The organism is Novosphingobium sp. TK46 (assembly GCF_055361525.1).
Window position 1 is genome coordinate 1,618,516 of sequence record NZ_CM143963.1, and the last position, 16,677, is coordinate 1,635,192.

Annotated in this window: 19 protein-coding genes; 10 read left to right on the forward strand and 9 right to left on the reverse strand. The window is 61.4% G+C overall.

From position 1 onward, the window contains the following. Nucleotides 1-7: 7 nt before the first annotated feature. Genes hpf through ACXJ1Z_RS07800 form a run of 6 tightly spaced genes read right to left on the reverse strand, consistent with a single transcriptional unit; the run spans nt 8 to nt 4,202 of the window. Nucleotides 8-571 (reverse strand): ribosome hibernation-promoting factor, HPF/YfiA family, encoded by a 564-nt coding sequence (gene hpf, locus ACXJ1Z_RS07775; RefSeq protein ID WP_463780810.1) that lies wholly within the window; start codon nt 569-571, stop codon nt 8-10. Between the two features lie 24 nt (nt 572-595). After that, nucleotides 596-1,279: a DNA polymerase III subunit epsilon gene (dnaQ, locus tag ACXJ1Z_RS07780; RefSeq protein ID WP_463781198.1), complete on the reverse strand. Its 684-nt coding sequence runs from the start codon at nt 1,277-1,279 to the stop codon at nt 596-598. Between the two features lie 49 nt (nt 1,280-1,328). Beyond that, the gene (gene coaE / locus ACXJ1Z_RS07785; RefSeq protein ID WP_463780812.1) at nt 1,329-1,925 is read right to left on the reverse strand and encodes a dephospho-CoA kinase; all 597 of its coding nucleotides are present in this window, start codon (nt 1,923-1,925) and stop codon (nt 1,329-1,331) included. Next, on the reverse strand, nt 1,922-2,779 hold the full coding sequence (locus ACXJ1Z_RS07790) for a shikimate dehydrogenase family protein (protein ID WP_463780813.1): 858 nt from the start codon (nt 2,777-2,779) through the stop codon (nt 1,922-1,924). Before ACXJ1Z_RS07790 ends, coaE begins: the two co-directional genes overlap by 4 nt. Beyond that, nucleotides 2,776-3,360 (reverse strand): Maf family protein, encoded by a 585-nt coding sequence (locus ACXJ1Z_RS07795; protein WP_463780814.1) that lies wholly within the window; start codon nt 3,358-3,360, stop codon nt 2,776-2,778. The genes ACXJ1Z_RS07790 and ACXJ1Z_RS07795 overlap by 4 nt, the downstream gene beginning before the upstream one ends. Beyond that, nucleotides 3,357-4,202, reverse strand: coding sequence for a pyruvate, water dikinase regulatory protein (locus tag ACXJ1Z_RS07800; protein WP_463780816.1), 846 nt, complete (start codon nt 4,200-4,202; stop codon nt 3,357-3,359). The genes ACXJ1Z_RS07795 and ACXJ1Z_RS07800 overlap by 4 nt, the downstream gene beginning before the upstream one ends. A 351-nt stretch (nt 4,203-4,553) precedes the next feature. Here ACXJ1Z_RS07800 and hemE point away from each other — a divergent pair, with 351 nt between their 5' ends. From hemE to ACXJ1Z_RS07820, 4 genes are all read left to right on the forward strand, one after another. Continuing rightward, complete coding sequence (hemE, locus tag ACXJ1Z_RS07805) at nt 4,554-5,579, forward strand: uroporphyrinogen decarboxylase (protein WP_463780817.1); 1,026 nt, start codon at nt 4,554-4,556, stop codon at nt 5,577-5,579. A 30-nt stretch (nt 5,580-5,609) separates the two neighbouring features. Next, on the forward strand, nt 5,610-6,050 hold the full coding sequence (locus ACXJ1Z_RS07810) for a CopD family protein (RefSeq protein WP_463780819.1): 441 nt from the start codon (nt 5,610-5,612) through the stop codon (nt 6,048-6,050). Between the two features lie 222 nt (nt 6,051-6,272). Continuing rightward, nucleotides 6,273-7,529 (forward strand): transcription termination factor Rho, encoded by a 1,257-nt coding sequence (rho, locus tag ACXJ1Z_RS07815; protein ID WP_463780821.1) that lies wholly within the window; start codon nt 6,273-6,275, stop codon nt 7,527-7,529. A 21-nt stretch (nt 7,530-7,550) separates the two neighbouring features. Then, on the forward strand, nt 7,551-8,270 hold the full coding sequence (locus ACXJ1Z_RS07820; RefSeq protein ID WP_463781199.1) for a TerC family protein: 720 nt from the start codon (nt 7,551-7,553) through the stop codon (nt 8,268-8,270). A 240-nt stretch (nt 8,271-8,510) separates the two neighbouring features. Here ACXJ1Z_RS07820 and ACXJ1Z_RS07825 read toward each other — a convergent pair whose 3' ends face one another. Then, entirely contained in the window at nt 8,511-9,209 is a 699-nt protein-coding gene (locus ACXJ1Z_RS07825) for a dienelactone hydrolase family protein (protein WP_463780822.1), read from the reverse strand. 101 nt (nt 9,210-9,310) lie between these two features. On the opposite strand from ACXJ1Z_RS07825, the gene ACXJ1Z_RS07830 reads away from it, so the two are divergent. The 6 genes from ACXJ1Z_RS07830 to ACXJ1Z_RS07855 all read left to right on the forward strand — a co-directional run bounded on the left by ACXJ1Z_RS07830 (nt 9,311) and on the right by ACXJ1Z_RS07855 (nt 15,142). Continuing rightward, nucleotides 9,311-9,574, forward strand: a complete 264-nt coding sequence (locus tag ACXJ1Z_RS07830) for a DUF6489 family protein (RefSeq protein WP_463780824.1) — start codon at nt 9,311-9,313, stop codon at nt 9,572-9,574. Continuing rightward, nucleotides 9,564-10,886, forward strand: a complete 1,323-nt coding sequence (gene mnmE, locus ACXJ1Z_RS07835) for a tRNA uridine-5-carboxymethylaminomethyl(34) synthesis GTPase MnmE (RefSeq protein WP_463780826.1) — start codon at nt 9,564-9,566, stop codon at nt 10,884-10,886. The genes ACXJ1Z_RS07830 and mnmE overlap by 11 nt, the downstream gene beginning before the upstream one ends. Before the next feature lie 68 nt (nt 10,887-10,954). After that, nucleotides 10,955-12,793, forward strand: a complete 1,839-nt coding sequence (mnmG, locus tag ACXJ1Z_RS07840; protein WP_463780827.1) for a tRNA uridine-5-carboxymethylaminomethyl(34) synthesis enzyme MnmG — start codon at nt 10,955-10,957, stop codon at nt 12,791-12,793. Next, nucleotides 12,790-13,425 (forward strand): 16S rRNA (guanine(527)-N(7))-methyltransferase RsmG, encoded by a 636-nt coding sequence (gene rsmG, locus ACXJ1Z_RS07845; protein WP_463780828.1) that lies wholly within the window; start codon nt 12,790-12,792, stop codon nt 13,423-13,425. Before mnmG ends, rsmG begins: the two co-directional genes overlap by 4 nt. Then, complete coding sequence (locus ACXJ1Z_RS07850; protein WP_463780830.1) at nt 13,422-14,198, forward strand: ParA family protein; 777 nt, start codon at nt 13,422-13,424, stop codon at nt 14,196-14,198. Before rsmG ends, ACXJ1Z_RS07850 begins: the two co-directional genes overlap by 4 nt. Further along, nucleotides 14,195-15,142 (forward strand): ParB/RepB/Spo0J family partition protein, encoded by a 948-nt coding sequence (locus ACXJ1Z_RS07855; RefSeq protein ID WP_463780831.1) that lies wholly within the window; start codon nt 14,195-14,197, stop codon nt 15,140-15,142. The genes ACXJ1Z_RS07850 and ACXJ1Z_RS07855 overlap by 4 nt, the downstream gene beginning before the upstream one ends. Before the next feature lie 45 nt (nt 15,143-15,187). Here ACXJ1Z_RS07855 and ACXJ1Z_RS07860 read toward each other — a convergent pair whose 3' ends face one another. Continuing rightward, the gene (locus tag ACXJ1Z_RS07860; protein WP_463780833.1) at nt 15,188-15,712 is read right to left on the reverse strand and encodes a glycine zipper 2TM domain-containing protein; all 525 of its coding nucleotides are present in this window, start codon (nt 15,710-15,712) and stop codon (nt 15,188-15,190) included. A 416-nt stretch (nt 15,713-16,128) separates the two neighbouring features. Next, nucleotides 16,129-16,617 carry a GAF domain-containing protein gene (locus tag ACXJ1Z_RS07865; protein WP_463780835.1) on the reverse strand — a complete coding sequence of 163 codons (489 nt, stop codon included), beginning with the start codon at nt 16,615-16,617 and terminating at the stop codon, nt 16,129-16,131. Nucleotides 16,618-16,677: the final 60 nt, after the last annotated feature.

Sequence of the window (16,677 nt, forward strand, 5' to 3'; positions counted from 1 at the left end):
CAGCGGGTCATGAAGGTTCGACCCAACCGATCGATCCATCGCCTCGCCGATAGACCATATTGTGCCGTCCGGTGCCAGCATTTTTGAACAGCAACGCGGTGGTGTTGCGCAAGTCGAGCATCATCACTGCGTCCGAAACCGTCGCTTCGGGGACATCCACCCGCGTTTCGGCGATGACCAGGGGCGCATCCGCCTCGGTATCTTCCCGCTCGGCCTGCTCTTCGAAGATCGTGTAGGCAGCATCGCCCGCGGCCATCGCATGCGTGCTCTGCGCGCTACGGTCGACCAGTCGACGCTTATAGCGACGCAGCTGCTTTTCGATCTTCTCTGCAGCCTGGTCGAATGCGGGATGCGCATCCTGCGCGCTGCCGGTGCCCTTGAGCACGAGGTTCTGCATCACATGCATGATGATGTCGCAGCGAAACGCGCCAGCCGGAGCCTTGCCGAAGGTCACGTGGCTGGAGATCGCACGGCTGAAGTACTTCTCGACCATAGCCGTGAGACGCTCGCTGGCATGGCTTTGCAGCGCTTCTCCCGTGTCGACCTGATGGCCGGAAACGCGGATATCCATGGGCGTTCTCTCCTCTTGTTGAACTCAATTCGACCAGATCGGCGTTTCGATCGTGGCTAGAAACCCGGCATGTGCCGCCAGTTCCTGCGCGCTGGCCTGATGCGGTCGTGGCGCGCGAAACACACGTTCACGCCTGACGATGGATTGCGTGACGATCTGCGACGCGCCATCCTCGGCGGTCAATTCTAGGCCGATCTGGCGACCCCCACGCAACTCGACGTAGACCTGGGCCAGCAATTCGGCATCGAGCAGGGCGCCGTGCTTGGTGCGATGGCTGCGATCGATGCCATATCGGCTGCACAGCGCGTCGAGCGAAAGCTTGGCGCCGGGGTGCCTTACCCTAGCCAGGGCGACGGTATCGATCATCCGGGTTCGGCAGACCGGCGGGTGGCCGCAGATGCGCATTTCCGCATCGAGAAAACCGAAGTCGAAAGCCGCGTTGTGCGCGATCAGGGGGCTGTCGGCGATGAACTCGAGCAATTCGTGCACGCGATCGGCGAACTGTGGCTTGTCCGACAGGAACGCCTCGGACAGACCGTGCACCGCTTCGGCCTCCGCCGGCATCGGCCGCCCGGGATTGTAGTATGCATGGAACGAACGCCCGGTGACGATCCGGTTGAACATCTCGATGCAACCGATCTCGACCATCCGGTCTCCTGTCCTGGGATCCAGGCCAGTCGTCTCGGTGTCGAAAATGATCTCTCGCATCATTACCATATCGACGCGTGGTTGCTGGCGCGCAAGGCCCGTAACGGGATTATACAGTCGCCGTCAGCCTATCCACGAGGCGCTTTACCTCCGCGCGCGTGGTGGCAAGATCACGGCCCGTATCGATGACATGATCCGCCTTCACACGTTTTTCCGCATCTGGAACCTGCAGCTCGAGTATCTGCGTGAACTTTTCCTCGGTCATTCCCGGACGGGCAAGCACGCGCGCGCGTTGTACGTCCGCCGGGGCCGAAACCACGACCACCGCGTCCAGCCCGCGACGGCCGGTTTTCTCGAACAGCAATGGTATGTCGAAGACCACCAATGGCTGATCGGCATTGTCGCGCAGAAACGCGCTTCGCAACGTCGCAACGGCGGGATGCACGATAGCTTCGAGCCGCGCCAGCTGATCGGGGTTGCCGAATACGAGAGCACCCAGTTTCGAGCGGTCGACGCCGCCGTCGTGGGTGCTGCCCGGGAAAGCCGCCTCGATCGCAGGCAGCAGCGCGCCGCCCGGACCCTGCAGTTCATGCACTGCGGCATCGGCATCGAAAACGGGCACGCCGAAATCGCGCAGCATGGCCGCCACAGTCGATTTGCCCATGCCGATCGAGCCGGTCAGCCCGACTATCCTGGGTTCGCTCATGCCTGGAGCCGGGCGCGCAACCGGGCGTCCTCATCCCGTGGTGGACTGGCACCGAAAAAGCGTGTGAACGCCGCATCGGCTTGGCCGATCAGCATCGAAAGTCCGTCGATCGTCGTGAACCCGGCCCCGCGGGCGGCCTTCAAAAAAGCCGTATCGAGGGGATTGGTCACGATGTCGTAGACCAGGCTGGCGGGCGGTACATGGCTGATATCGAATGTCAGCGGCGGTTGCCCCGCCATCCCCAAGGGACTGGCGTTCACCACGAGATCCAGCAGTCTGTCACGATCATCGAAGGCGAAATCGGTCGGCGCTGCGAAGTGCTCCAGACCGATGGCGTGATGCTCGCCACGCGGGGCAAGCTCATCGAGCAGCGCCCGTGCTTTGCCCGGATCTCGCCCGGCAAGGACGATGACGAAGCCGACGTCCGCCAACGCCGCGACGACCGCGCGGGCGGCGCCACCTGTTCCGACCACCCGAGCCATCCGGAAAAGGTGCGCTTGTGACAGTTCCTCACGCAAAGGTTCGAGGAAGCCCGGCGCGTCGGTGTTGTAGCCCGTCAGCCCGCCCGCATCGTCAGCGACGATGGTGTTTACAGCCCCGATCCGTGCGGCGAGCGGATCGATGCGGTCAAGCAACGGCAACACCGCCTGCTTGTGAGGCATGGTTACGTTGCAGCCACGCCAGTCGCGATCGTGCCGCCGGTTTTCGAGATATCCCGCCAGTCCGGCTGCCGTGACATGGCATCGCTCGTATCGCGCCTCGATACCGAGCCGATCGAGCCAGAACCCATGGATTATGGGCGATTTCGATTGTGCGATGGGATCGCCGATCACCTCCGCATAGGGCATGCTCATTGCTGCAACTCGCCCAGTTCGCGCAAGAACGACAACACCGCCAGCAGCGGCATGCCCAGAACGGTGAAATGATCGCCGTCGATCTTGCGAAACAGCTGCACTCCGCGCCCTTCGATGCGGAACACGCCGACGCAGCCAGCCACCGCAGGCCACTCGTGGTCGAGGTACTGGTCGATGAAACGATCCGATAAGTCGATGACGTGCAAGGCGGCCAGGCTGGCATCCTCGCACAGCACCTCGCCATTGTTCGCGAGCACCGCGGCGCTGTGCAGGTGGAGCACGCGCCCCGAAAAGAAGCGCAAATGTTCCGCAGCCTGTTCGCGGCTCGCTGGCTTGTCGAACCGGCGGCCCTCGCACTCGACCAGCGAGTCGCTACCAAGCACCAGTTCGCCAGCCTTCTGGACCGATACCGCCAAGGCCTTTGCCCTCGCGAGGGCAAGCGCGACATCGCGCGGCGCGGCGGACACCCCGAGCTCGGCTTCGATCTTGCGTTCGTCGAGGTTCGCCGCAAGCACGCCGAACGAGACACCCGCCGCTTCCAGCATCGCCTGACGTGATGCGCTCTTGGATGCCAGGATCATATCGGTCGCGGTCCGGCAACGCCCTGTTCGCCCGCGGCGACGCGTTCGTTGTAGAGGTTGATCACTGCCGCCGCCGTCTCCTCGATCGACCGGCGGGTGACGTCTATGACCGGCCAGGAATTGTCCGCGAACATGCGCCGCGCATATTTCAGCTCGGCTTCCACCGCGCTCTGATCGACATAATCGGTGTCGGGGGACTGGCTCAGGGAAAGCAGGCGATTGCGGCGGATCTGGATAAGGCGGTCGGGAGCCGTGGTCAGGCCCACCACGAGCGGGCGCTTCAAGCCATAGAGCAGCGGCGGAGGCGGGCTTTCGACCACGATGGGGATATTGGCCACCTTGTATCCGCGATTGGCAAGATAGATGCTCGTGGGCGTCTTAGACGAGCGCGAAACCCCGGCAAGGACGATATCGGCTTCCTCCCAGTTCTCCCAGCCGATGCCATCATCATGCGCGATGGTGAACTGGATCGCATCGACCCGCGCGAAATAGGCCTCGTCCAACCGGTGCTGGCGGCCGGGGCGCCCTTTCGCTTCCTGACCCAGCAGCACCTCGAGCGCATCGGTCACGCCATCGAGCACGGCGATCGCCGGCAGGCCAAGCAACTGGCAACGCGCCCCCAGCTTTTCGCGTGTCTCGTCGTTGACCAGCGTGAAGAAGACGAGGCCGGGATTGGCCGCGATCTCGCCCATGATGCGATCGAGGTGTTGCTGCGAACGGACCATCGGCCAGAAATGCCGTACCACCTCGGTATCGTCGAACTGGGCCAAGGCGGCCTTGGCGATCATCTCCAGCGTTTCACCCGTGGAATCCGACAGCAGATGGAGATGGAAACGCGCCATGAAATCAGGTCTCTGCGGGTCTATCGGCCGCCCTGTCGGCAGACCTGTGGATAGCATGCGCATAAACCACGGGAGCAATCGGGTGACAACTCACAGCGGCCATTTCACCCCCACTGCCAGCCTTCGCGGCCTCGACTTGCCGACAGGCCGGACCCGTCCTCCACAGCCTGGGGATAAGGCGAACAACCTTCGCTTGACGATACCGGGCAGGGGAGTCGCGCATCAAGGCGAGGGTGTTCAACCCCGGACAAATCGGGCAAGGCGCCGTTGTCCCCACAATCCACAGGACCAACTAACTCCATCATCCTTTTCTAGAATCTCTTTTATTTTAAGTAGGACTCGAACGACGCGATGCCCGGAGTGCTTCTGAACGTCCTCAAGGGCGACAATATCAAACCCCGTCCCGTATGGCTGATGCGACAGGCCGGACGCTATCTTCCCGAGTATCGCGCCTTGCGAGCCGAGAAGGGTGGCTTCCTCGCGCTCGTCTACGATACCGACGCCGCGGCCGAGATCACCCTCCAGCCGATCGAGCGGTTCGGGTTCGATGGCGCCATCCTGTTCTCCGACATTCTCATCGTGGCCTACGCGATGGGCCAGGATCTGGCTTTTCTGGCAGGCGAGGGACCACGTCTGACCCCGCGCCTGGTCGATGCGACGCTCGCAAGCTTGCAGGCAGTGCCCTCGCGCCTGTCGCCGATATACGAAACGGTAGCGAAGGTTCGCGCTGGACTAGGACCGGACACCACGTTGCTCGGCTTCGCGGGGAGTCCCTGGACCGTCGCGACGTACATGGTGGCGGGTGAAGGCAGCCGCGACCAGCATGACGCCCGGGCAATGGCCTATGGCGATCCAGCAGCATTTCAGGCGATCATCGATGCGATCGTCTCGGTCACCATCGCGTATCTTTCCGGCCAGATCGTCGCCGGGGCCGAAGCCGTGCAATTGTTCGATTCATGGGCGGGCAGTCTCGCCCCCGCCGAGTTCGAACGATGGGTGATCGCGCCCAATGCTGCGATCACGAAGGCTATCCACCAGCGGCATCCCGGGGTGCCGATTATCGGCTTTCCCAAGGGTGCGGGCGAGAAGCTGCCAGCTTATGCCCGCGAAACCGGCGTCGACTCGCTTGGTCTCGACGAGACGATCGATCCGGTATGGGCGGCGCGCACGATCCCCCAAGGCATGCCGGTGCAAGGCAACCTCGATCCCCTGCTGCTGTTGGCCGGGAGCGACGAGCTGGATCGCCAGACTTTGCGTATTCTCGACACCTTCGCGGACCGGCCGCATGTCTTCAACCTGGGTCACGGCATCGGCCAGCACACGCCCATCGCCCACGTCGAGCGATTATTGTCGACCGTTCGCGGATGGGCGGGCTGACTTGGCCGCGCGTTACGCTAGGATGCCTCCATGGAGTCGCTCTCGGTGATCTATCTCTGGCTCAAGGCCGGTCACGTGATCTTCGTCATCTTCTGGATGGCGGGTCTGTTCATGCTGCCGCGCTACTTCGTCTATCACCAAGAGAGCGAGGCGGGATCGGCGGAAGAAGCGCGCTGGGTCGATCGCGAGGCGAAGCTGCGCAAGATCATCCTGACGCCGGCTCTGATCCTGGTGTGGATCCTCGGCATCGCCTTGGCGAGCAGCGGCAACTGGTGGGTGGTCGGATGGCTCCACGTCAAGCTGCTGCTGGTCCTGGCGCTGAGCGGCTATCACGGCTGGATGGTGGGGTACTCGAAGAAGCTGGCGAAGGGTGAGCGCAGGCTGTCGGGCAAGCAATTGCGCTTGCTTAACGAGGTGCCGGGCCTCGCCGCGGCGCTGATCGTTGTACTGGTGGTCGTGAAGCCCTTCTAGACGCAAGTGTCGCGGCATCGCGGGTTGATTTGAGGTGTGACGAGCCGTTTCACGCTTACGTATCGATTCCGTTGACCCCGCGGCTCTCGCCGCTTATCTAGAGTAGGTTCCGGCACAGGGCCTGCGAGCATGCCTCGCTGCGCCCGGATCCGCTTTCCCCAAGCCCATCGGTCCGCCGGCCAGTTCCCGCACTTCCTTTCCGGATAGACAAAGACCCCCACGATGCACCTTAAAGAACTCAAGAAGAAGACCCCCGCCGAGCTGGTCGAGATGGCCGAAGGCCTCGGCGTCGAGGGCGCCTCCACCATGCGGCGCCAGGACCTCATGTTCGGCATCCTCAAGGAAGTCGCCGAGGATGGCGAAGAGATCATGGGTCTGGGCACCATCGAGGTGCTGACCGACGGCTTCGGCTTCCTGCGGAGCCCCGAGGCGAACTATCTCGCCGGGCCCGATGACATCTACGTCTCGCCCAACCAGGTCCGCAAATGGGGCCTGCGCACCGGGGACACTGTCGAAGGCGAGATCCGCGCCCCGCGCGACGGCGAGCGCTACTTCGCGATCACCAAGCTCACGAAGGTCAACTTCGACGAGCCCGAGATGGTCCGCCATCGCACCAACTTCGACAACCTGACCCCGCTGTATCCCAACGAGCGGCTGAACCTCGATTGCGTCGATCCGACGGTCAAGGACAAGTCGGCGCGGGTGATCGATCTCATCAGTCCGCAAGGCAAGGGCCAGCGCGCGCTGATCGTGGCGCCGCCGCGCACCGGCAAGACCGTGCTGCTGCAGAACATGGCCAAGGCCATCACCGACAATCACCCAGAGGTGTTCCTGCTCGTCCTGCTGGTCGACGAACGTCCCGAGGAAGTCACCGACATGCAGCGCTCGGTGAAGGGCGAGGTGATCTCCTCGACCTTCGACGAGCCGGCACAGCGTCACGTCCAGGTCGCCGAAATGGTGATCGAGAAGGCCAAGCGTCTCGTCGAGCACAAGCGCGACGTGGTGATCCTGCTCGATTCGATCACGCGTCTGGGCCGCGCCTACAACACCGTGGTGCCAAGCTCCGGCAAGGTGCTGACCGGCGGTGTCGACGCCAATGCCCTTCAGCGGCCCAAGCGCTTCTTCGGCGCGGCGCGCAACATTGAGGAGGGCGGTTCGCTCTCGATCATCGCCACCGCCCTGATCGACACCGGTAGCCGCATGGACGAGGTCATCTTCGAAGAATTCAAGGGCACCGGCAACTCCGAGATCATCCTGGACCGCAAGGTTTCGGACAAGCGCATCTTCCCCGCGCTGGATGTCGGCAAGTCCGGCACTCGCAAGGAGGAGCTGCTGGTTCCCAAGGATCAGCTCAGCAAGATGTGGGTGCTGCGCCGCATCCTCATGCAGATGGGCACCGTCGATGCGATGGAGTTCCTACTGGACAAGATGAAGGACTCGAAGACCAACGAGGACTTCTTTGCCACGATGAACCAGTAAGCGAGAGGTACGCACATGAACATGCTCATGACGCTCGCTGCCGCGGCTTCTGCGGCTCCCTCTCTGGGGGGACCGGGAGAGATCTGGGGCCACATCGTCGACGACTTCTCGAACATCGGCACGCCTTCGGCTATGGCAGCCTTTCTGCAGGTTCTGATGATCGACCTCGTACTGGCGGGAGACAACGCCATCGTCGTCGGTTCGTTGGCGGCGGGGCTTCCGACCGAGCAGCGCAAGAAGGTCATCCTGATCGGCGTTCTGGCTGCGCTGGTTCTGCGGATCGGATTCGCACTGATCGTGACCTGGTTGCTGGGGATCGTGGGCTTGGTGTTTGCCGGCGGCCTGCTGCTGCTGTGGGTTGCCTGGAAGATGTATCGCGAGTTGGCTGTGCCCGGCCACTCTCCCGGATCACCCGAAATCGACGGTGATCAAAACTCGGGCGTGAAACCCGCCAAGTCCTTCGCAGCGGCTGCTATTTCCGTGGCGGTGGCGGACGTGTCGATGAGCATCGACAACGTGCTGGGCGTTGCTGGGGCGGCTCGCGAGCATCCCGGCATCCTGATCGTCGGCTTGATCTTCGCGGTCGCTCTGATGGGCCTCGCAGCCAATATCATCGCGCGTTACATCGAACGTTTTCGCTGGATCGCATGGGTTGGCCTGATCGTCATCCTCTACGTCGCCGGCAAGATGATCTACGAAGGCTGGATCGACCCGCAACTTGGCGTCGGTACCTTGTTCTGACGCCAGCGCTGGCACCGGGCCCAGGCATGATCCAGGTCCGGTGCGAGCGCTGTTCTCAAGTCGTGAGCCGTGTCTGCCGCCGGCCCTAGCTTCGAAGGTTACTCGACGCCGGGCCGCCGAGCTACTTTGGCCCCGCTTGGCGACAAGTCCTTAGCCAGAGCCATAGCTGACCATTAGGCCTAGCCATTGTGCGACGGCTGATGATATTGTCGCCGCGAGGCCTGTTTGGTTCGTAGTGGGCTAGGCGAGATGCTCGCCGAAGAATGCCGCAGTGCGTTTGTCCGCCAGTTGCGCAGCTGCGTCATCCCTGCGGGATCCAATCTCGGCTGCGAAGCCATGATCTAGACCCTCGTAGTCATACAAGGTCACCTTCGGATGATCGTCTAGACCTTCGTGTATTGCGCGCTGCGCCTCGGGCGACACGAAATGATCGGCGGTGGGGATGTGCAGCATCAGTGGCTTTGCGATCGCGTGCTTTTCACCCAGCATCTGGTCGATCATCACGCCATAGTAACCGACGGATGCGTCGATGTCGGTTCGTGCTGACGCCATATAGGCGATACGTCCGCCCATGCAAAAACCCACGAGGCCCACTTTGGACACACCGCGATCGTTGCGCGCCCATCGGATGACCGCCTCGATATCCTCGATGCCAAGGTCGAAATCGTGCTTCATCATATAGCCGACGGCTTCGTTGAACTGCTCGGGAACGTCCGCGTCCAACTCGACGCCGGGCTGTTGCCTCCAGAAAGAGTCCGGTGCGATCGCCAGATAACCCCGATCCGCCCAATCCTGGCACTTCTTGCGCACGCCGGCATCGACGCCGAAGATCTCCTGCTGGACGATGATTGCCCCCTTGGTCGCGGTTTTCGGCTCGAGAACATAGGCTGGTATCGATCCCGTACCATCGAATGTCGGTATGTGTGTGTTGGTGGTCATATCAGCTCTCCATCGCCTCATGCAGGACTACGCGGGCAAGATGGACATTGCCAAGCGTATGTGTCAGCAAAGAAACGCAAACGACGCCACAGGAGCGCCCGATGAAAGTCAATGTCGAGGTTGAGTGCTCGCCGGAAGAGGCGCGGCGGTTCCTGGGGCTACCGGATGTCACGCGCGCCAACGACGTTTATGTGGACGCCATTACCAAGGCCATGCAGGGCGTGGGCACCGTCGACCAGCTTCAGGACATGGCGAAGCAGATGGCGCCCATGGGGCAATTTGGAATGAAGCTGTTCCAGCAGTTGATGGAAGGCGGAGCAGCGATGGCCATGTCCGGAAACAGTGGCAAGAAGGATGGCGATTGAACGACCCGGCGATCTCGCTGCTGTAGCCAGCACGGATACGATTTTCGCGCTTTCGAGCGGCGCCCCTCCCGCAGCGATCGCAGTGGTCCGGATCAGCGGGTCCGAAGCGGCTCTGGCGCTCACGTCCATTGCGGGCAATCTGCCGCCACCTCGTCAAGCCAGCCTCCGTCGTCTGCGAGACCGGGAGCGTGAGACACTCGACGACGCATTGATCCTCTGGTTTCCCGGTCCGAAAACGGCGACGGGCGAGGATCTGGCCGAACTGCATCTTCATGGGGGAAGGGCAGTCGTGGCGGCGGTTTTGGCCACCCTTGCCGATGTTCGGGGACTGCGCGCTGCCAGACCGGGAGAGTTCACCCGACGCGCCTTCGCCAACGGTCGTCTCGATCTTGCCGAAGCCGAAGGGTTGGCCGATCTGCTGGTCGCGGAAACGGAGTCGCAACGTCGGCAGGCTCTTGCTGTCGCTGGCGGTCAATTGTCGAAGCAAGTCGAGGCTTGGCGCGATAGGGTTCTCGAAGCGTCAGCCGGCATCGAGGCCTTGCTGGATTTCGGCGACGAAGATGATGTCGCGGGATCGCTTTCCTCGACTGATGGGATCGATCTGGCCGAACTTATTCAATCCATCGACGCCTTTCTCGAGCGACCGCGCGCCGAGTTGCTGAAGGACGGGTTCCGCGTGGTCCTCGCTGGACCACCGAATTCGGGCAAAAGCAGCCTGTTCAACCGGCTTGTTGAGGACGAGGCAGCGATTACGGCACCGGTCGCAGGTACGACGCGCGATGTCCTGACGCGGCATGTGTCATTGGCGGGTATCCCGTTCGTCTTCACCGATACCGCTGGCGTACGTGAGACCGCTGGTGATGAGATAGAAGCTATCGGCATCGAGCGCGCTCACGCGGCTGTAGCGAGAGCGGACCTTGTCTTATGGTTGGGTGAGCAAGATCAGGGAAAGGGCGAACCGCTTTGGGAAATCGCCAGCTTCTGCGACGCCCCATTGCCGCAACGCAAACCAGGCGCGCGCCACGAGGTATCCGGTTTGATTGGATCGGGTGTTCGCAAGCTTCAAGATGATCTCGTTGATTTCGCCCGGCAGCGCTTACCTCCTCTGAGCCAGATCGCACTCAACAGCAGGCAAGCCGATGCGCTGAAGCTTGCGCGTACCGGATTGGCTGAAGCCAGCAGTTCTTCGGATTTGCTGATCAAGGCAGAATCGCTGAGGTTCAGCCGAGAGGCCTTTGATCGCTTGCTAGGCAGGGCCGCCACGGAGGATATGCTAGATACCCTCTTCGCAAGGTTCTGCATTGGAAAATGATGTTTCACGTGGAACATCGGCGCTGCGCAGATCTCGACCAAAGCTGTGCTTCACGCTAAATGCCGCGAATGCACGAATACGATATAGTGGTGATTGGTGGTGGTCATGCTGGCTGTGAAGCGGCGGCTGTAGCCGCGCGAATGGGGGCAAAGGTGGCTCTGGTCTCCTTTGATCTTGCGACGATTGGTGCGATGAGCTGCAATCCCGCAATCGGTGGTTTGGGAAAGGGCCATCTTGTTCGCGAGGTTGATGCATTCGACGGATTGATAGGTCGGGCCGCTGACGCAGCGGCGATCCACTACCGCATGCTCAACCGCTCCAAGGGAAGCGCTGTCCAAGGGCCGCGCATCCAGGCCGACCGACAGAAATTCAAGATCGCCATCCAAGCTCAGTTGGCGCGCCATGCCAATCTTTTCTGCATCGCGGGAGAGGCCGTCTCGCTGATCGTTAGAGGCGGTCGGGTTAATGGCGTCGAGTTGGCGGATGGTTCCAGCCTGAAAGCGCAAGCGACCGTACTGTGCACGGGCACGTTCCTGGGCGGCTCGCTGTTTCGAGGGACTGAACAATTTCACGGTGGACGGATTGGCGAGGGCAGCGCTTTGCGGATGGCAGACCAACTGCGCGACTTGAAGCTTCCCATGTCTCGTCTAAAAACAGGTACACCGCCAAGGCTCGATGGGCGAACCATCGACTGGTCGCGCCTTGACGAGCAAGCCTCGGATCCGGACCAGTGGACCATGTCGAGCATGGGTGGACCACGCGTTAACCCGCAAGTCTTTTGCGCCATCACCCGCACGAACGCTCAAAGTCATGACGTGATAAGCGCCAATCTCGATCGTTCGCCGTTGTTCAGTGGGGCGATAGATGCCCGGGGCCCGCGATATTGCCCGTCGATTGAGGACAAGATCCATCGTTTCGCTGATCGTGACGGACATCAGGTCTTTTTAGAACCGGAGGGTTTGAACACCCATCTGGTGTATCCGAATGGCATTAGCACCTCGCTTCCCTCCGACGTCCAACTCACGATGCTGCGGACCATGAGTGGGCTGGAAAGTGTTGAAATGGTCGTTGCTGGCTATGCAGTTGAATACGATCATATCGATCCACGGGCCTTGCGGCCGACGCTTGAATTGCAAGATATCGCCGGGCTTTATTGCGCTGGGCAGATCAATGGAACGACGGGGTACGAGGAAGCAGCGGCGCAAGGTTTGATCGCCGGAATGTATGCCGCATGTGCGATCCTCGAGAAGGAGCCGCCAAGGCTTGATCGCGCGAACAGCTATCTTGCGGTGATGGTAGACGATCTCACACTGCAAGGCGTGAGCGAACCCTACCGTATGTTGACCGCCCGGGCCGAGTACCGATTACGTTTGCGAGCGAACAATGCCGCGAGCCGGCTTACGCCTCTGGCCCTGAAAATTGGCGCCATCGGCGAAGAGCGCAAGGCGTGGTTTGCGTGTCGTGAAGAACAACGAAGTGAAATGGATGAACGGCTTGATATGCCCATGCGCTCTCAAGATCTGCCCCTCAGTCCAATGAACGGCGGAGCGGCGCCGCGCGCATTGCGCGATTGGTTGAAGCATGAAGAGGCGAGGACTGCGCAATTTGCGGCTTGGAAGGCGAGTGGATTTCTAGACGTACAATTGCTGTCGGAGATTGAGGAAGACATCGCCTACGCACCTTATGTCGCACGGCAAGAGCGAGAGTTGCGGGATCTTCGGGCAAGTGAGAAGCTGACCCTCTGCGATGATTTTCCGTTCGCGAACGTACCGGGACTGTCGACGGAAATGATCGAACGCCTCGCGAAATCCCGGCCTGCGAATTTGGCTGCGGCGGGCAGGGTACCTGGGATCACTCCGGCAGCGCTAGCGGCGCTTCTGGTTCATGCCCGACGTATCGCAGCATGATCGAAACGGAAGCAGACGCCCGGCGATGGACACTTGGTGAATTCGAGCTGGTCGACGCCGAGATACTGGATCGCCTTATCGAGCTTCTCCGAGTCGAAAACGAATGCCAGAACCTGGTGTCGGCAAATTCGCTCGAGCAAATTTGGCGAAGGCATATTGCAGATAGTGCGCAACTGCTGCTGCATGTTCCACGTGAAACATCCCTATCATGGGTCGATCTTGGCGCTGGCGCAGGTTTTCCCGGTTTGGTGATTGCTGCTCTCAGGCCAGATATCACGGTCACGCTTGTGGAGTCGCGGGGTCGGCGCATCGAGTGGTTGCACCGTGCTGCGGAGATGCTGAAGCTCCGGAACGTCGACGTGGCTGGTCAGCGGCTCGAGCAGATGAATATACAAAAATTCGACGTAATCTCGGCACGTGCCTTTGCGCCTTTGCCGGCCTTGCTGGAAATGGCGGCGCGCTTTTCCACAAGCGCCACGATCTGGGTGTTGCCCAAAGGACGTTCAGCGGCGCAAGAACTCGAAAGCTTGGTTGGCTGGAGTCATGCTTTCCATATTCAACCGTCGATCACCGATTCCGACGCAGGTGTCGTGGTCGGCAGGCTTCATGGCCGAAAGGACGCTCCCTCGTGATCCGCATAGCTATCGCCAATCAAAAGGGTGGAGTGGGCAAGACCACGACGGCTATCAACGTCGCAACCGCGCTGGCCGCGACGGGGTGGAAGACCCTTCTTATCGACATCGATCCCCAAGGTAACGCCTCGACCGGGATTGGCATCGGTCCGGGTGAGCGGGAGCGGTCGACGTACGATGTGCTGGTCGATCGGATTCCGATCGAGCAGTGCATCATGCCGACGGCGATACCTCTGCTGGATCTTTGCCCCGCTACTGTGGATTTGTCGGGCGCCGAGATCGAACTGGTGACGATGGAGGATCGGGCGCATCGGTTGCGTGCTGCCTTGCGCCCTGACCTTGGCTACGATGTCTGCCTTATCGATTGCCCGCCATCACTTGGCTTGCTGACGCTTAACGCGCTCACGGCTGCAGATACTTTGCTCGTGCCGTTGCAGTGCGAATTTTTCGCACTTGAGGGCTTGAGCCAGTTGCTCAGCACCGTCGATCGCGTGCAGCAGCGCTTCAATCCTGACCTCGGGATCATCGGTGTCGCACTTACAATGTTCGATCGACGTAACCGCCTGACCGACCTTGTCGCCGAGGACGTGCGCTCATGCCTCGGCAAGCTGGTGTTCGAGACCACGATCCCACGAAATGTTCGCTTGTCGGAAGCACCAAGTCACGGGGTGCCGGCCTTGATCTACGATCACGCCTGCGCAGGCAGCCGCGCCTATATCGCGCTGGCACGTGAGCTTATTACGCGCCTGCCCCAGGAAAGGATTGCCGCATGAACGAGGGAGCGGTGACAAGCCCGACCGGTCCGAAAGCCAAATCGAAGGGATTGGGCCGAGGGTTGGGCGCTTTGCTCGGAGAGACCCGGCGTGAGGCTTCAGTGTCGTCAGGATCAGGACAGGATGGCCGCGACGAGCCTCGTGCTTTGGGATTGGCGACGTTGCCGGTCGCTCAGATTGTGCCGCACCCCGATCAGCCTCGTCGTCACTTCGATGAGGCAGCACTTGAGGAACTGGCAGCTTCGATCGCGCAGCGTGGAGTTATTCAGCCCATCGTCGTGCGACTGCTCGACGATGGGCGCTATCAGCTTGTGGCTGGTGAGCGTCGTTGGCGCGCTGCGCAGAAGGCAAAGCTGCACGAGATACCGGCGCTGGTCCGGGAGCTATCCGAACGGGACGTGATGGCGCTCGCACTTATCGAGAACCTTCAGCGAGAGGATCTCAATCCGATCGAGGAAGCCCGAGCCTACAATCGTCTGGCCGAGAGCGAAGGTCTGACTCAGGCCGAGATCGCGCGGATGGTGGACAAAAGCCGCAGTCACGTCGCCAATCTTCAGCGTTTGCTGGCCCTCCCGGAGTCCGTGATCGAGCTTGTAGAGCGCGGGACGCTCTCGATGGGGCATGCGCGGGCGCTGATCGGATCCGAAGATGCCGAAGCCATAGCCCAAGCCGCAGTCGACAAGCAGATGTCGGTGCGCGAAGTGGAAAAGGTGATAAGGCAAAGCTTGCGAGCAGATTCCGCGCCACGGCGACCGCGAACTGCGCGCAATGCCAGTGAGGATGCCGACATCGTAGCCGTTCAGGGTCAGCTCGAAGAAGTCCTTGGCTTGCCCGTCCGGATCCAATCCGATGCCGATCCCAGATCGGGTGTGGTGACGATCCGTTACGCGACGCTGGACCAGCTTGATCTGGTTTGCCAGCGCCTCACCGGTGGGTCGATCTGAGTTCGATCCCGCAGGCAGTCTTTCGACGATCTGCGGGACAGTCTCCTACTTCAAGCTGACGCGCTTATCGGGAACGATCTTGATGCGCTTGTCGGCGACCACGCGCTGGCGTTTGGCGACGCGGCGGTAAGTACGGCGCGGTACCGGAACGTCCTCATAGACATACTCGATCGTTTCCGTGCATTCGGGTTGAACCTGAACGGGAGTGCAGCAATTTGCGGCGGGGTAGGCATATCCGGGCGCATAGGCCGGCGTATATGCCGGTACGTATCCCGAGGCGTATCGGGGACGGTCGTAGCCGTAGGGTGGCTGCGGTTGTTGCCCCTCGGCATAGCGCGCGTAATAGTCATCGAGATAAGCCTCGCACTCATCTTGCGCTGTGCCGCGATCTTCCGCGCGGTCGATCGCCGATCCGGCTACCGCGCCCACCGCTACACCGGCGACAGTGCCGACGGTACGATTGTGCCTTCCGGCTATACGGTTGCCGGCCAGTCCGCCTACTGCTCCACCAATGACAGCACCGCCAACCCCGTTATCGCGGGCAGAGACGCGGCGACGACAGTCTGCCAACCATGCATCAGCCCCTGGCTGTGAGAACCGTGATTCTTCCTGCGCGGTTCTGTCGTCTCGCAGATCACGCGGCGCTTGGCGCGGTTCCGGATCGGGATAGCGTCGATCGTCGCGTGATGGAGGTGCGGGACGTCGGGGTCCGACATCGACGTCATCGTACCAGCTGCCGTTTCGCCATCCGCCATCCGCCGCAAAAGCAGCGGTGCCCGTGCAGAGAACAATCAGGGCAGCCGTCGCGAATGACGCGGCAGAAGACAGGGAAGGGCGGAGCGGCATCAGGCGTCCTTTCGCATCGAAATTACCGAGTTCATCGGTCTTAACGCCAAAGTTACCATCCGAGGCCATGTTTGGCCAAGTCTCATCGGGTAGGATTGCAGGCCTGTGCCAGTTCGGAGCAATCCGGGACAGTGCGACTATCAGCGCTGCAGGAAGGGTGCGATCGTACTTGCCAGCAATTCGATACCTGCTGCGTCTTGTGCGTCAAAACGACTGGGCAGGGGGCTGTCGAGGTCGACGATGGCGACAACGCGCCCAGCCACCAGGATCGGTACGACGAGTTCGGAACGGCTGGCGGCGTCGCAGGCGATATGGCCTTCGAAGGCATGAACGTCCGGTACCAGCTGTGTCGATGCCGTCGCCGCGGCTGCTCCGCAAACACCCTTGCCGAACGGTATGCGGATGCAGGCAGGTTTGCCGATGAACGGGCCCAGCACGAGCGCGTCGCCGATCACGCGATAGAATCCGGCCCAATTCAGGTCCGGTATCGACAGCCAAAGCAACGACGCCAGATTTGCCATATTGGCGATCGCGTCCGGTTCGTCGGAGCATAAAGCCTTGGCGGACTGCGCCAGCTCCGCATAAAGGAGAGGTTTGGGCAAATTCGTCTGGGGTGCAAAGTCGAACATGGCGGCTGGCATAGCCAACGCGGCAGTTGTCGCATAGCCTGACGAAGGCTATCTTTGCCG